This window comes from Lentzea flava, assembly GCF_014648475.1.
GTDB classification, from domain to species: domain Bacteria; phylum Actinomycetota; class Actinomycetes; order Mycobacteriales; family Pseudonocardiaceae; genus Lentzea; species Lentzea flava.
In genome coordinates, this window is sequence record NZ_BMRE01000021.1 from 79,570 (window position 1) to 93,421 (window position 13,852).

The window sequence follows — 13,852 nt, forward strand, 5'->3', positions numbered from 1 at the left end:
GTACCCCTCACGAAGGGCTCTCCTGGCCGTGGAGGGCTTGACTTCAGTCGCGGTTGCGCCTGCGCCGCAGGCCGTACCAGGCCGCGCCGGCGGCGGCCACCGCGCCGAGGCTGATGGCCGTGACCGCGACCGCCTTGCCCGATGGCGTGGGGATGCGGGAACGCAGGCTCACCGGATCCGAGAACTGCAGCACCGGCCAGTCCTTCTGCGCGGCGGTGCGGCGCAGGCCCCTGTCCGGGTTCACCACGGTCGGATGGCCGACGACCTCGAGCATCGGCAGGTCCGTGACGGAGTCCGAGTAGGCGTAGCTGCGGGAGAGGTCGTAACCGTGCTCTGCGGCGAGCTGCTTGATCGCGACCGCCTTGTTGTCGGCCGCGCAGTAGAACTCGACATCACCGGTGTAGCGGCCGTCGTTCACGACCATCTTCGTTCCGACGCTGTAATCGGCGCCGATCATCTGGGCAATGGGAGCGACGAGTTCTTCGCCGGACGCACTCACGATGACGACGTCGTGACCCTCCGCCTTGTGATCGGCGATCAACTGCGTCGCCTCTTTGTAAACCAGCGGGTCGACGATGTCGTGCAACGTCTCGTTGACGATGCTGCGGATCTGCTCGACGTCCCACCCCGCGGCCAGTGCCGTGATGTGTGCGCGCATGCGGTCCATCTGGTCCGCGTCCGCACCGGCGAGCATGAACACGAACTGGGCATATGCGCTCTTCAGCACCGCGCGGCGGTTGATCAGCCCCTCCTGGAAGAAGGGACGGCTGAACGCCAGCGTGCTCGACTTCGCGATCACGGTCTTGTCGAGGTCGAAGAAGGCGGCGATCCGACTCATGTACCTCAGCTTAGGTGTACTCGTCAGTAGGCCGTTCGGGCGGCATTTCGTTCGTGTACGAAACCGTTGTGCCCCACGGTTACCGAAACTTGGCCCGCAGCTGTTGCCGAAGTTGCGCGCGGCACTGGCGCATGGGGATACAGTAGGAGAGTCCGGTTCGACGGACGGGTTCAGTCCGACCCCCGGGACTGAACCATTGACGACCCCCGTCCCTCCCCCCTGGCGGGGGTCGTCCCATATCCACGTCCGGTTTCCCGGTGACCGCGACTGGACCTCTGCCGCCCTTTCCGAGGGTTCCGGCCCCCAACCCCTCAGCGTCGCACAAGGGTCCGACACTTCCCGTGTCCCAAGAGGTCCAAGATCGCGACTTGTCCACACCCGGCGATTTGTCCACATCTGGATCTTCGCTCGTTGTGTCGTTCATCACGACTCAGCACGGTGGACCCCATGACCCACCCCACCGCCCTGCTCACAGACCCGGACCTCCTGGACGAGGTCCTCCGCATGGCCGCTGCCGCCAACTGCGAACTCGTCTGCGCCTCCGACGTGACGTCGCTGCGCTCGCAATGGCACAGCGCGCCCCTGGTCCTGCTCGACCCGGCAGCGGTGTCCGCCTGCCTGGACGCGAACCTCCCGCGCCGCTCCGGCGTCCTGGTCGTGCACGGAGGCGACCCGCCCTGGGCCCCGGCCGTGGCCCTGGGCGCCGACGGCGTCCTGGAACTGCCGGTGGAGGGCCGCGCCCTGGTCAGCGCTCTCACGGACGTGGGCGAAGGCCCGCCGTCCGACCGAGGCCGCGTGGTGTCCTTCGTGGGCGGCCGCGGCGGCTCGGGCGCCTCGATCCTGGCCATCGCCTGCGGCCGCGAGGCCGTGGCCGCAGGTGGCGAGGCGATGCTCGTCGACTGCGACCCGCTGGGCGGCGGCCTGGACCTGGCCCTGGGCACCGAGTCCGCCGAGGGCGCCCGCTGGCCGGGCGTGCACTGCAGCGGCGGCCGAGTCCCGATGTCAGCCCTCCGCTCCGCCCTCCCCACCTCGGGCAGCCTGAGCATCCTGGCGTGCGACCGAGCGGGCCCAGACCCGGAACCCGCGGCAGTGGCCGCAGTGCTGGACGCGGGCCGCCGCTCCGGCTGCACCGTCGTGTGCGACCTCCCACGCCACCCGACATCCGCCGCCTCCGCAGCCCTGGACCGCACGGACCTGACGGTCCTGGTCGTGCCGGCCGAGGTGCGAGCAACCGCCGCGGCAAGCCGAGTCGCCTCCCACCTGCTGACCCAGGGTCGCAACCTCCGCCTGGTGGTCCGCGGCCCGTCCCCCGGCAACCTGAAAGCCGCCGAAATGGCCGACGTCATCGGCATCCCGCTGCTGACCCAGATGCGCCCAGAACCGGGCCTGCCCGAAGCCCTGGAACGCGGCCACTTCCCGCGCAACCCCAAGGGCCCGCTGGCCGCCGCAGCCCGCCTGGTGCTGAAGGAGCTGCACCCGTGACCCGCCGCCACCACGCCCGCCCCCGCCAGCGGCCGCAGCCCACCCAAAGCGAGGCCCCTCTGCCGCGAGAAGGGCGGCCCCGATGAGCCCTCCTGGTCGCGCCCAAGCCGCGTCTTCTCCTCTGCCCCAGGCCGTTGGCCTCGCCGAGGCCAGCCGGCCCAGGCTGCCGTCGGGCTGGAGCACCGCCTCTGCTGCGTGCCGCGATCCCGGCCAAATCGGACCCGCCACCACCTGTGTGCGACCAGCGTTTTCGTTGCGGCGAACGGAGGTGCGGCCATGAGCAGTGCCGATCCCAGTGAGACCTGGTCTTCCCCTGTGTGCGAGCTGGCCGGGCCCGGCCAGCTCGGGCCGCGGTTGGGCAGGAGCTCCGCTTCTGCCCAACCGCTGAATGTCATCGGATCCGCCGAGCCGGAGCCGCCGTCGCGCAGCGCCATCCCTCGTCGGACCGAGTTTTCGTTGCCGCGAAAGGAGTTGCGGCCATGAGCCGTGCCGATCCCAGTCAAACCGGGTCGCCGCTGCGGGCTGCGACCGGGCCCGCCGACACCGGCGAGCTCACGCAGTTGAACGGTGGCGCCCACGCACGGACCGAGGTTCCGTTGCCGCGAAAAGGAGATGCGGTCATGCGCCGTCCTGATCGCGGCCGGGCTAAGTCTCCTCCGCTGCGGAACGAGACTGGCCTGCTCGCGTTCTCCCCTGGGGCCGAGGTTCCGTTGCCGCGAAAAGGAGATGCGGTCATGCGCCGTCCTGATCGCGGCCGGGCTAAGTCTCCTCCGCTGCGGAACGAGACTGGCCTGCTCGCGTTCTCCCCTGGGGCCGAGGTTCCGTTGCCGCGAAAAGGAAGTGCGGCGATGCGCCGTCCCGACCGCCACCGAGCCCAGTCTCCTCCGCCGCGGCACGAGACCACGCCCGATACCGGCGTGCTCACGCCCTCCCCTCGGACCGAGATTCCGTTGCCACGAAAGGAACCCCAGCCGTGACCCGCCTCCGCATCTGGTTGCGGATGCTGCGCAACCTCGTCGTCTACGGCCGCCCGATCCCACCTCCCTTCGTCTTCCGGGAGCCGCCGGAATGAACCGCTTCCTCATCTGGTGCCACGAGACCTGGCTCCGCCTGACCGGCCGCGAGATCACCTACGGCCGTCACGCTCGACGCCCAGAGGTCGCCACATGACCGCTGCCCTGATCGACCGGGTCCGGCATCGCCTGGCGGGCGCGGACATCGAGATGACGGCCGCCGTGGTCGCCGACGCCGTTCGCTCCGAGGCGGGCGGGGTGCTGGCCGACTCCGACGTCTTGGAAGCACTCCAAGTCCTTCGTCAGGAGTTCAGCGGCACGGGGCCGCTCGACCCGTTGCTCGCCGATCCCGGCACCACCGACGTCCTCGTCACCGCGCCGGACCAGGTATGGGTCGACGGCTCGGGAGGCTTGCGGCGCACCGCCGTCACGTTTCCGGACGAGGACGCCGTCCGTCGCCTTGCCCAGCGGCTGGCGGTGGCGGCGGGGCGGCGGCTCGACGATGCCTCGCCGTGTGTCGACGGCTGGTTGCCGGGCAGTGGGGTTCGGCTGCACGCGGTGTTGCCGCCCATCGCGGATCGGACGTGTCTGTCGCTGCGCGTGCTGCGGCCGGCGTCGCACGACCTCGCGGCGTTGCAGGGGCTTGGCACGTTCGACGCCGAGATCGCCGAGGCGCTTCGGGAGATCGTTCGCAAGCGCCTGGCGTTTCTGGTGATCGGTGGGACCGGGTCGGGCAAGACGTCCCTGTTGTCGGCGCTGCTCGGGTGTGTGCCGGCGAACGAGCGGATCGTGTGCGTGGAGGACGCGGGGGAGTTGCACCCCGACCACCCGCAGTTCGTGCGGTTGGTGGCGCGGGCGCCGAACGTCGAGGGGGCCGGCGAGATCACCGTGCGGGCGCTGGTGCGGGAGGCGTTGCGGATGCGGCCCGACCGGATCGTCGTCGGGGAGGTTCGGGGTGCCGAGGTTCGGGAGCTGCTCGCCTCGTTGAACACCGGGCACGAAGGTGGTGCCGGGACACTCCACGCCAACTCGCCGGCCGAGGTTCCGGCGCGGCTGGAGGCGTTGGGGGCGTTGGCCGGGCTCGACTCGCGGGCGCTGCACAGTCAGGTGGCCGCGGCCGTCCGGCTCGTGCTGCACATGCGGCGGGCGGCCGACGGCGCGAGGTACCTCGACGAGATCGGAGCGTTTGCGCGCACGGGAAGCGGGCTACAGGTCCGTCCGATCTGGACGCGGGCGGGCGGCTGGCACGAGAAGGAGCTGCCGTGGTGAGTCTTTTGCTACTCGCGGCGGCCCTGCTGGTGTGGCCGCAGGTCAAACCGCTCCGTCGGCTCAGGCCGGCGGGCAAACGGGAAATCGTTGTGCCGCAGTGGCTGTACGTCGTCGCCGCCGTCGCCGTCACCTACCTCGTGGCAGGCTTCGGCGGTCTGGTCGCGGGGGCGGTCCTCGGAGTGGTGGTCTACCGGATCGTCAAGCAGGGCAGGCGGAACCGTGCGCTGAGGGCGGCTACCGAAGCGCTCAGCAACGGACTGGGCGGCGTCGTCGACGAGCTGCGTGCAGGAGCGCACGCGGCGACCGCGGCCGAAAGCGCTGCGAAGGACACGCCGGGCCCTGCCGACGAGGTGCTGAGGGCGGCTGCGGCCACCGCACGGCTGGGCGGTGATGTGGAACGGACGCTCCGCGATCTCCGGCAGCCGCTCCTCAGGACGGCCGTGGATCAGCTGGCCAGGGCGTGGCACGTGTCGGCGAAGCACGGTGTGGCGCTGGCCGACGTGCTGGACGCCACCAGGCGCGATCTGGATCAGCGCTCGGCGTTCGCGCGGCAGGTTCACGCTCGGATGGCTGGGCCGCGGGCGAGTGCGGCGGTGCTCGCCGGGCTGCCGGTCTTCGGGGTGCTGCTGGGCGAACTCAGCGGGGCCGGACCGGTGCACACCCTCGTCGCCACCGCGGCGGGCCAGTTCCTGCTGGTGCTGGGAGCGGTGTTCCTGGCGGTCGGTCTGTGGTGGACGAAGCGGATCACGGAGGGGAAGCCGTGACGTTCTTCCTCCTGGCACTGGCGATCCTCGTCGCACCGGCGCCGCGCAGGGCGGTCGAGCGGCTGCGACCCAAGGCGCACGATCCGCCGAAACGGAGCGCCAAGCCCGACGGTCCGTTCGAACGGGCGGCGGCGCTGGACCTCCTGGCCGCCTGTCTCAAGGCCGGGTTGCCGGTGCCCACGGCGATTCGCGCTGTCGGCGTCGCGGAACTGAGTCGCACGGCCGAACTCCTTGCTCTCGGCGCGGACCCGGAAACGGCGTGGGCGCCGGCGCTGGGTCAGCCCGCGACCGCCGCGCTGGCGAGGGCGGCGCGGAGGACCGCGCGTTCGGGTGCGGCGCTCGCCAGGCAGGCCGCCGAGCTCGCCGAGCGGACCAGGGCCGAGGCCAGGGACCGGGCCGAGGCCGAGGCGCAACGCGCCGCGGTCGCGGTGGCGGCACCGCTGGCGCTGTGTTTTCTGCCCGCCTTCCTGTGCCTCGGCGTGGTGCCGGTGGTGCTGGGGCTGGCGGACCAATTCCTCAAGTGATGAAAGGTGAATCCGATGGAACTGCTGAAGGACGACAGCGGCATGAGCACGGTCGAGTACGCGATCGGGACGCTGGCGGTGGCCGCGCTCGCCGGGGTGCTGTACGCGGTTCTCTCCAGCGACTGGATGCAGAACCTGTTGCAAGGACTGATACAGCGTGCGCTGTCGTCTGTCTGATGACCGGGGCATGGTCACGGTGGAGGCGGCGATTGCCGTATTTGCGCTGCTGGTGGTCATGGCGTTGGCGGCTGCTGGGCTGACGGCGGTCATCGAGCAGATGCGGTGCACCGACGCGGCGAGAGAGGCGGCGCGGCTCACGGCGCGCGGTGAACGGCAGCGCGGCGAGGAGGCGGTCGGGCAGATCGCGCCCGGAGCGAGCGTCGTGTTCCGGGCGGAAGGCGACGCCGTGCGGGTCGTCGTGACCAAACGCGGGCCCTTGGGCGTGCCGCTCGGCGCGGAGGCGTTCGCCGTGCTGGAGCCGCGATGAACGGTGAAGTGCCTGATGGCGAACGCGGTTCGGCTGCGGTGAGCGGTGTGGTGGCGATGTTGTTGCTGATCATCGTCACGATCACCGGTGCACAGGTCGGTGCGGCGGTCGTCGTGCGGCACCGGGTGACAGGTGCGGCCGATCTGGCGGCGCTCGCCGGTGCGGCGAGTCTCGTCGACGGTGACGAAAGAGCTTGTGAGCAGGCAAAACGGGTGGCGCAGAGCAACGGGGCCGTGCTCGAGAGCTGCTCGACGAGCGGTTGGGAGGTGGTGGTGGAGGTGTCGGCTGTTACGCCGTTCGGCCCGGTGAGCGCACGGTCGAGAGCAGGTCCGGCCGAAGATCGAAGCGTTTGGAGCGCGACGAGCGGTCGCCTCCGGGCGGTGAGCGGACTCACACGGGTGCCCGGACATGCTGAACGGTGATCGAACCAAACGCGCGGAGTTCAGTGGCTCTTTCTCGCCGATGGCGTTCGCCGTCTCGTAGCTACCAGTTGTCGCGACGGGGGTTACCAAGCCCAGGGCCGGTGTCGTTAGTTGTAGTGGCGGCACCGACGCGGTGTCCCGAGAAACCGACACCACGTCGATGTCGAGTCAGAGCCTAGGAAGAAGGCGAAGGAAGATGGATTGGTCGGATAGCTGGCGCGGGGCCTTCCGCATCGAACTGCGTGCCGAGGCCGTGAGCCTCGCGTACCGCGGTTGGCCCGTACTGCCCGGCACGTATCCGGCCGGTTCGGAGCAGGGCGTCACCCAGTGGGCGGGCCGCAGCGGGCTCGAGCTGCACGGGCCCATCCCCGTGCACCGCGACTGGGTCGACCGCATCGGTACGCGTGCCGACCAGGTCGCCACCTGGTGGGCAGGCCGCTCCTACAGCCTTCTCGTCGCCACCGGTCACGTGGTGGACGCGATCGAGGTCGGCACCGGCCTCGGCCGCCGCGCGGCCACGGCACTGCGGTCGATCGGCGTTCCCGTGCCGATCGCCGCGACCCCGTCCGGCCGCTGGATGTTCCTGGTGAAGTCCGGCTCGAAGCTCACCGCCGAGCTGGCCGGCAACCCGGACGTGCACCAGTACGCCGAGGGCGAGTACATCCCGCTGCCGCCCACCCCGATGGCGCACGGCGTCGTGCACTGGCGGGTCAAGCCGTCGATCTGCGGCTGGAACCTGCCGGACGCGCACGTCGTGCAGGACGCACTGGTCGAGGCGCTGCACGCCCCGGCCGGTCTCCAGCTCGAAACCGTCTGACACAACTGCACAAGCCCGGCCGCGCTGGGTGTCGTCGTGGACTCTCCCCGACAACCCCGAAGGCGATGCCCTGCGCGGCCGTTCCACCCCAGCCCGATCCGTGATCGGCCTCCGTACCCCGCACTTCGGGGGCCGGCGAGGAACGGGCGAAAAGCCGAACACGCACCCCGAAGGACAGCCTCCCGCAAGTAACGACCGGACCGAGGACGTTAGTGGCAGGGCAACTGCTCTGCTGCGATCGGCGAAGCCGGCTCCTCCCCGGAGTTCGTCTCGAAGACAGTCGACACCGTCGCCTCCCGCGTGTCCTGTCGAGACGGACAACCAGATTCCGCCGATGTTCCACGGGATCCGGTCGCGAAGCGGTAGCAGGCGGGAAAACAGTGTTCGGCACGTGGAGAGCGCGCGCCGCGGGTACCCGTGAGCCCGCGGCGCGCGCCCACGAAAGCTAGAGAAGCTCGCAGTGGGCCACGAAAGCGAAGGTCTGCTCCATGCTTCCCGGACGCGGTGCCGCGTCGGCGTCCCAGCCTAGGTCCCGGTCCTCAATGACCTGCTCGATCAGCGGGTGCCACCGCTGATCGAGCATTTTCAACGCCCACTCCAGCGCGCCGCGCTTCGAAGCGACCTCTCCCGTGTGGATCGTGTAGAGCGTCCGGCAGTAGGCCGCGACGATGTAGCGCTGGGTCCAGGCCACCTCCATCGGCGCCCACTCCCTGATGCCTTCCAACACGTTTGGCAGCTCGGCACGCATCGACGATCGCAGAACGGAAGCGGGAACCTCGTCGACCAGCGAGGTGATCGGCGGGCCGTCCAGGACGATGCCGTGGTTGCGCAGGATCCACCGGGCGTGCGGGCTGTTGCAGTGGGTGTCCCACACCAAAGTCCGCGTGCCGTGGTCGTTGAACAGCCACGGAACCCCGAGGCCCGCCACCGAGCGCAGTGACTCGACGTCGGCGTACGAGCCCTCGATCTCGGTCGACCAGTGGCCCGGCCGCAGGGGAATCTCGTCGTGCAACGCGCGCAACCCGGCCTCGCGCTCGCCGGACGGCAGCTCCGTGCAGGCGACGATGAAGTCGCAGTCGCTGTGGATGTCGCCGGCACCCAGGGCGAACGAGCCCTGGACGTACGTCCCCACGTAGGTGGGACCGAGGATCTCGCGGACCGCCGAGACGAGGTCGGCGAGCAGTGCGTTCAGATCAGCAAAGGGCGTGAACAAGGCAAACTCCAATGAACCCGTGGCCGGAAGGGACGGGCGCGGCGGAGCATCGGACTCGGCCGCGCCTAGGCGCGACGGGTCCGGGTGGCGTTGCAGCAGCACGCGTTCACGCGGCCACCATAACCAGGCAGCGGTGACCCGGTCAGGAAATTTTGCCCAGCACGACGTCAAGCACCAGCACGGCACCGGCCTTGTCCAGCGGTTCGTTGCCGTTGCCGCACTTGGGCGACTGCACGCACGACGGGCAGCCCATCGGGCACGAGCACGAACTGATCGCCGACCGCGTCGCCGACAGCCACGCGCGCAACGCCGAGTGGCCGCGGTCCGCGAAGCCCGCGCCGCCGGGGTGGCCGTCGTGCACGAACACCGTGGGCATCCCGGTGTCCGGGTGCACGGCGGTCGACACGCCGCCTATGTCCCACCTGTCGCACGTCGCGAAGAGCGGTAGCAGACCGATCGCCGCGTGTTCGGCGGCGTGCAGCGCGCCGGGGATCCGCTTGGCCTCCACGCCCGCGTCGAAGAGCAGCGACTCGTCGACGGTGTACCAGACGGCGCGGGTCTGCAGCGTCTGCTCCGGCAGGTCGAGCGGGATCTGGTCGAGCACCACGCCGGAAGGCAGTCGCCGCAGGTAGCCGACGACCTGCGTGGTCACCTCCACCTCGCCCAGGCACACCGACACGCCGCCGAAGTCGGCGCGTTCGATCTCGCGCACCACCGTGATGTCGACGCAATCGCGCGGCTGCGTCGTCCACTCCGGGTCTTCGCGGTGCACCATCGCGAGACCTGTCTCCAGGTCGAGCTCGTCGACCACGTACGCCCGGCCCTGGTGCAGGTAGACGGCACCCGGATGCACCTGCCAGCAGGCGGATCCAGGGTCGACCGTGCCGAGCATCCGGCCGGAGTCGGCCTCCACCACGGCCACCTGATCGCCGCCGGAGCCGCGGATGTCGACCCCGGCGTGCGGTCTGTCGTGCGAGGCCCAATACCACCCGGCAGGCCGCTTGCGCAGCAGCTTCTCCGCCACCAGGTCGGCGAGCACCGCCTCGGCCAGCGGTCCGCCGAAGTCGTCGAGACACGCCGGCGTCAACGGCATCTCGGCCGCGGCGCACGCCAGCTGTGGCCCCAGCACGTAGGGGTTCAACGGGTCCAGCACGGTCGCCTCGACCGGCCGGTCGAGCACCGCGGCCGGGTTGTGCACCAGGTACGTGTCCAACGGGTCGTCGCGCGCCACGAACACGACCAGAGCGCTGTCGCCGGACCGGCCGGCCCGGCCGGCCTGCTGCCAGAACGACGCCAGGGTGCCGGGGAAACCGGCCACCACCACGGCGTCCAGCCCGGCGATGTCGACGCCCAGCTCCAACGCGTTCGTGGTCGCCACGCCCAGCAGATCGCCCGTGGACAGCGCCTTCTCCAGCGCGCGGCGCTCCTCCGGCAGGAACCCGCCCCGGTACGCGGCCACCCTGGAGGGCAGCTCACTGTCCACTTCGGACAGAATCCGCTGGGCGCCAAGAGCGGTCAGCTCCGCACCGCGCCGGGAGCGCACGAAGGCGAGCGACCGTGCGCCCTCCACCACGAGGTCGGCCAGGATCCGCGACGTCTCCGCACCGGCCGAACGCCGAACGGGCGCGCCGTTCTCACCCTCCAGCGAGGTGAGCGGAGGCTCCCACAACGCCACGGTCCGCGAGGCGCGCGGCGAGAAGTCGTCCACGACAGCGGAAACCGGAACTCCGAGCAGCCTTTCCGCCGACGAAGAAGGATCAGCCACAGTGGCCGATGCCAGAACGAAGATCGGATTCGCGCCGTATTTCCTGGCGACCCTCCGCAGCCGCCGCATCAACAACGCCACGTGCGAACCGAAAACACCGCGGTAGGAATGGCACTCGTCGATCACAACGTACTTCAGCCTGCGGAAGAACCGCAGCCATTTCGGGTGCTGCGGCAGGATTCCGCGGTGCAGCATGTCCGGGTTGGTGAAGACCCAGTTCGCGTGCGCCTTGACCCAGTCGCGCTCCGCCATCGGGGTGTCGCCGTCGTAGGCCGCCGCGCGGACGCCCTTGATGCCGAGCTCGTCGAGCGCGCGGAGCTGGTCCGCCCCAAGGGCTTTGGTCGGTGAAAGGTACAGCGCAGTGGCCTTCGTGTCCGCCAAAAGAGTGGAAAGCACGGGCAATTGGTAGGCAAGCGACTTGCCAGACGCCGTGCCCGTCGCGAGCACCACGTGCTGCCCGGACCACGCCAGCTCGGCGGCCTCCACCTGGTGCCGCCACGGCTCGCGCACGCCGGTCTCGGTGAAGGCGGCGACCACCGCCGCAGCGGCCCACGAGGGCCATTCGACGTGATCAGCCTGCCGCAACGGCAGATCACGTGCGTGTGTGAGAGGTGACTCCCCGGCGGGTACTCCCGCCAGCACGCGGTCCAGCAACCGCCGTCCCTGATCCACCACGAGGCGAGCTTTGCACACCACACCGACACTTCTGCCCGCGTGGTGGACTTCCTGCGCAGATAACGGTGTGTGCACGGATCGGGACACTTCGTTGCCTCGTTGCAAGCAACCCCTAGACTCCCCGCTCATCGCATCCAATGAGGGATGCGTCACGTCGCGCGAGGGCGGCTGGTCTGCCTTGGCGCTGCACATGGCAACTCACCAGGAGGACGGATGTCCCGGCAATTCCTCGCGGAGAGCCTCGAGCTCTCCGGAGGTGATCGCGGCGTCGTAGCCGTGGTCGCCGTGGTCGCCCTGGCTGCTCTCGCCGTCGGGTACGTGCTGCTCAGGGAGGTGCTGGCCGCGGGCCAGGGCACCCCGAAGATGCAGGACATCGCCAAGGCGGTTCAGGAGGGCGCAGCGGCCTACCTCAACCGGCAGTTCCGCACGCTCGGCATTTTCGTCGTGATCGTGTTCGTGCTGCTGTTCGCGCTACCGGCCGACGATCTCGCCGAACGAATCGGGCGGTCGTTGTTCTTCGTCGTCGGTGCCGCGTTCTCGGCGACGATCGGCTACCTGGGCATGTGGTTGTCCACGCGCGCCAACGTGCGTGTTGCCGCCGCCGCGAACGAAGGTGAAGGCGGTCGCGAAAAGGCGATGCGCGTCGCGTTCCGCACCGGTGGCGTGGTCGGCATGACCACGGTCGGCCTCGGCCTCTTCGGCGCCGCGCTGGTCGTGCTCGTGTACGCCGGTCAGGCCCCGAAGGTCCTGGAGGGCTTCGGTTTCGGTGCCGCGCTGCTCGCGATGTTCATGCGTGTCGGCGGCGGCATCTTCACCAAGGCCGCCGACGTCGGCGCCGACCTCGTCGGCAAGGTCGAGCAGAACATCCCGGAGGACGACCCCCGCAACGCCGCCACCATCGCGGACAACGTGGGCGACAACGTCGGTGACTGCGCCGGCATGGCCGCGGACCTCTTCGAGTCCTACGCCGTGACGCTGGTCGCGTCGCTGATCCTCGGCACCGCCGCGTTCGGTGCGCAGGGCCTGCTGTTCCCGCTGATCGTGCCCGCGATCGGCGTGCTGACCGCGGTCATCGGTGTGTACACGACGAGCGCGAAGACGGGCGAGAGCGGCCTCACGGCCATCAACCGCTCCTTCTACATCTCCGCGGTCATCTCCGCGGTGCTGTGCACGATCGCGGCGTTCGCGTTCCTGCCGAGCTCCTTCGCCGACCTCAACGGCATCAGCGACTCGATCAAGGCCACCAGCGGCAACCCGGCGCTGATCGCGTCCGTCGCGGTGATCATCGGCATCGTGCTGGCCGGCGTCATCCTCTGGCTGACCGGCTACTACACCGGCACCGAGCACAAGCCGGTCAAGGAGGTCGGCCAGACCTCGCTGACCGGCGCGGCCACGGTGATCCTGTCCGGTATCTCGGTCGGTTTCGAGTCGGCCGTCTACACCGCGCTGGTCATCGGTGCGGCCGTCTACGGCGCGTTCCTGCTCTCCGGTTCGGTCGTCGTCGCGCTGTTCGCGATCGCTCTGGCCGGTTGTGGTCTGCTCACGACCGTCGGCGTCATCGTCGCGATGGACACCTTCGGCCCGGTTTCCGACAACGCGCAGGGCATCGCCGAGATGTCCGGTGACGTGCACGGCGAGGGCGCGCAGATCCTCACCGAGCTCGACGCGGTCGGCAACACCACCAAGGCCATCACCAAGGGCATCGCGATCGCGACCGCCGTGCTCGCCGCGACGGCGCTGTTCGGCTCCTACCGCGACGCGATCGAGCAGGCCATCGTCAAGGTCGGCAACGTCGCGGGCGACCTGCCCGTGTCGTTCACCAACCTGGTGTTCAGCCCGAACGTCCTCGTCGGTGTCGCCATCGGTGCGGCCGTCGTCTTCATGTTCTCGGGTCTCGCGGTCAACGCCGTGACGCGCGCCGCCGGTGCCATCGTGTTCGAGGTGCGCCGTCAGTTCCGCGACAACCCCGGGATCATGGACTACTCGGTCAAGCCGGAGTACGGCAAGGTCGTCGACATCTGCACCAAGGACTCGCTGCGCGAGCTCGCGACGCCGGGTCTGATGGCCGTGCTCGCCCCGATCGCCGTCGGCTTCGGCCTCGGCGTCGGCCCGCTGGCCGGTTACCTGGCCGGTGCGATCGCGACCGGCACGCTCATGGCGGTCTTCCTGGCCAACTCCGGTGGTGCCTGGGACAACGCCAAGAAGCTGGTCGAGGACGGCAACCACGGCGGCAAGGGCTCCGACGCCCACGCCGCGACGGTCATCGGCGACACCGTCGGCGACCCGTTCAAGGACACCGCCGGCCCCGCCATCAACCCGCTGATCAAGGTCATGAACCTGGTCTCGGTGCTGATCGCGCCCGCCATCGTCACCTTCTCCATCGGTGACTCCGCGTCCGACCCGATCCGCATCGCGATCGCCGTGGTCGCAGCGCTGATCATCGTCGGTGCGATCGTCGTGTCGAAGCGTCGCGGCACCGCGATCGCCGACGCGCCCGCGGAGACCGTGAGCAACGGCGCCGCGTAGTTCCGGCCCCGGTCGGGGTACGTTCGGGTATCCCCCCGACGTACCCCGACCGAGGAG

12 protein-coding genes are annotated in these 13,852 nt (G+C 69.9%); 9 read left to right on the top strand and 3 right to left on the bottom strand.

The window, feature by feature from the left end:
• Positions 1–43: 43 nt before the first annotated feature.
• Positions 44–838 carry an HAD-IB family hydrolase gene (locus IEZ09_RS23725; protein WP_189255937.1) on the bottom strand — a complete coding sequence of 265 codons (795 nt, stop codon included), beginning with the start codon at positions 836–838 and terminating at the stop codon, positions 44–46.
• Positions 839–1,285: 447 nt separating this feature from the next.
• Between IEZ09_RS23725 and ssd the strand changes: the two genes are divergently transcribed.
• From ssd to IEZ09_RS23765, 8 genes are all read left to right on the top strand, one after another.
• Positions 1,286–2,320 carry a septum site-determining protein Ssd gene (ssd, locus tag IEZ09_RS23730; RefSeq protein WP_189255938.1) on the top strand — a complete coding sequence of 345 codons (1,035 nt, stop codon included), beginning with the start codon at positions 1,286–1,288 and terminating at the stop codon, positions 2,318–2,320.
• A gap of 1,166 nt (positions 2,321–3,486) precedes the next feature.
• Positions 3,487–4,602, top strand: coding sequence for a TadA family conjugal transfer-associated ATPase (locus tag IEZ09_RS23735; RefSeq protein WP_189255939.1), 1,116 nt, complete (start codon positions 3,487–3,489; stop codon positions 4,600–4,602).
• On the top strand, positions 4,599–5,366 hold the full coding sequence (locus IEZ09_RS23740; protein WP_189255940.1) for a type II secretion system F family protein: 768 nt from the start codon (positions 4,599–4,601) through the stop codon (positions 5,364–5,366). Before IEZ09_RS23735 ends, IEZ09_RS23740 begins: the two co-directional genes overlap by 4 nt.
• A complete protein-coding gene (locus IEZ09_RS23745) occupies positions 5,363–5,890 on the top strand; it encodes a type II secretion system F family protein (RefSeq protein ID WP_189255941.1) in 528 nt (175 codons plus the stop codon). The genes IEZ09_RS23740 and IEZ09_RS23745 overlap by 4 nt, the downstream gene beginning before the upstream one ends.
• 15 nt (positions 5,891–5,905) lie before the next feature.
• Entirely contained in the window at positions 5,906–6,067 is a 162-nt protein-coding gene (locus IEZ09_RS23750) for a DUF4244 domain-containing protein (RefSeq protein WP_189255942.1), read from the top strand.
• Between the two features lie 10 nt (positions 6,068–6,077).
• On the top strand, positions 6,078–6,377 hold the full coding sequence (locus IEZ09_RS23755) for a TadE family type IV pilus minor pilin (protein WP_189255943.1): 300 nt from the start codon (positions 6,078–6,080) through the stop codon (positions 6,375–6,377).
• Positions 6,374–6,799 (top strand): Rv3654c family TadE-like protein, encoded by a 426-nt coding sequence (locus IEZ09_RS23760; protein WP_253730407.1) that lies wholly within the window; start codon positions 6,374–6,376, stop codon positions 6,797–6,799. The genes IEZ09_RS23755 and IEZ09_RS23760 overlap by 4 nt, the downstream gene beginning before the upstream one ends.
• 196 nt (positions 6,800–6,995) lie before the next feature.
• Positions 6,996–7,616 carry a bifunctional DNA primase/polymerase gene (locus IEZ09_RS23765; RefSeq protein ID WP_189255945.1) on the top strand — a complete coding sequence of 207 codons (621 nt, stop codon included), beginning with the start codon at positions 6,996–6,998 and terminating at the stop codon, positions 7,614–7,616.
• Between the two features lie 445 nt (positions 7,617–8,061).
• Here the strand turns inward: IEZ09_RS23765 and IEZ09_RS23770 are convergent, their stop codons facing one another.
• Both IEZ09_RS23770 and IEZ09_RS23775 read right to left on the bottom strand, forming a co-directional pair.
• Positions 8,062–8,829 carry an aminoglycoside adenylyltransferase domain-containing protein gene (locus IEZ09_RS23770; RefSeq protein WP_189255946.1) on the bottom strand — a complete coding sequence of 256 codons (768 nt, stop codon included), beginning with the start codon at positions 8,827–8,829 and terminating at the stop codon, positions 8,062–8,064.
• A 142-nt stretch (positions 8,830–8,971) separates the two neighbouring features.
• Complete coding sequence (locus tag IEZ09_RS23775) at positions 8,972–11,287, bottom strand: DEAD/DEAH box helicase (RefSeq protein WP_370467747.1); 2,316 nt, start codon at positions 11,285–11,287, stop codon at positions 8,972–8,974.
• A gap of 195 nt (positions 11,288–11,482) precedes the next feature.
• Between IEZ09_RS23775 and IEZ09_RS23780 the strand changes: the two genes are divergently transcribed.
• Positions 11,483–13,795 carry a sodium-translocating pyrophosphatase gene (locus IEZ09_RS23780; RefSeq protein ID WP_189255947.1) on the top strand — a complete coding sequence of 771 codons (2,313 nt, stop codon included), beginning with the start codon at positions 11,483–11,485 and terminating at the stop codon, positions 13,793–13,795.
• Positions 13,796–13,852 lie beyond the last annotated feature (57 nt).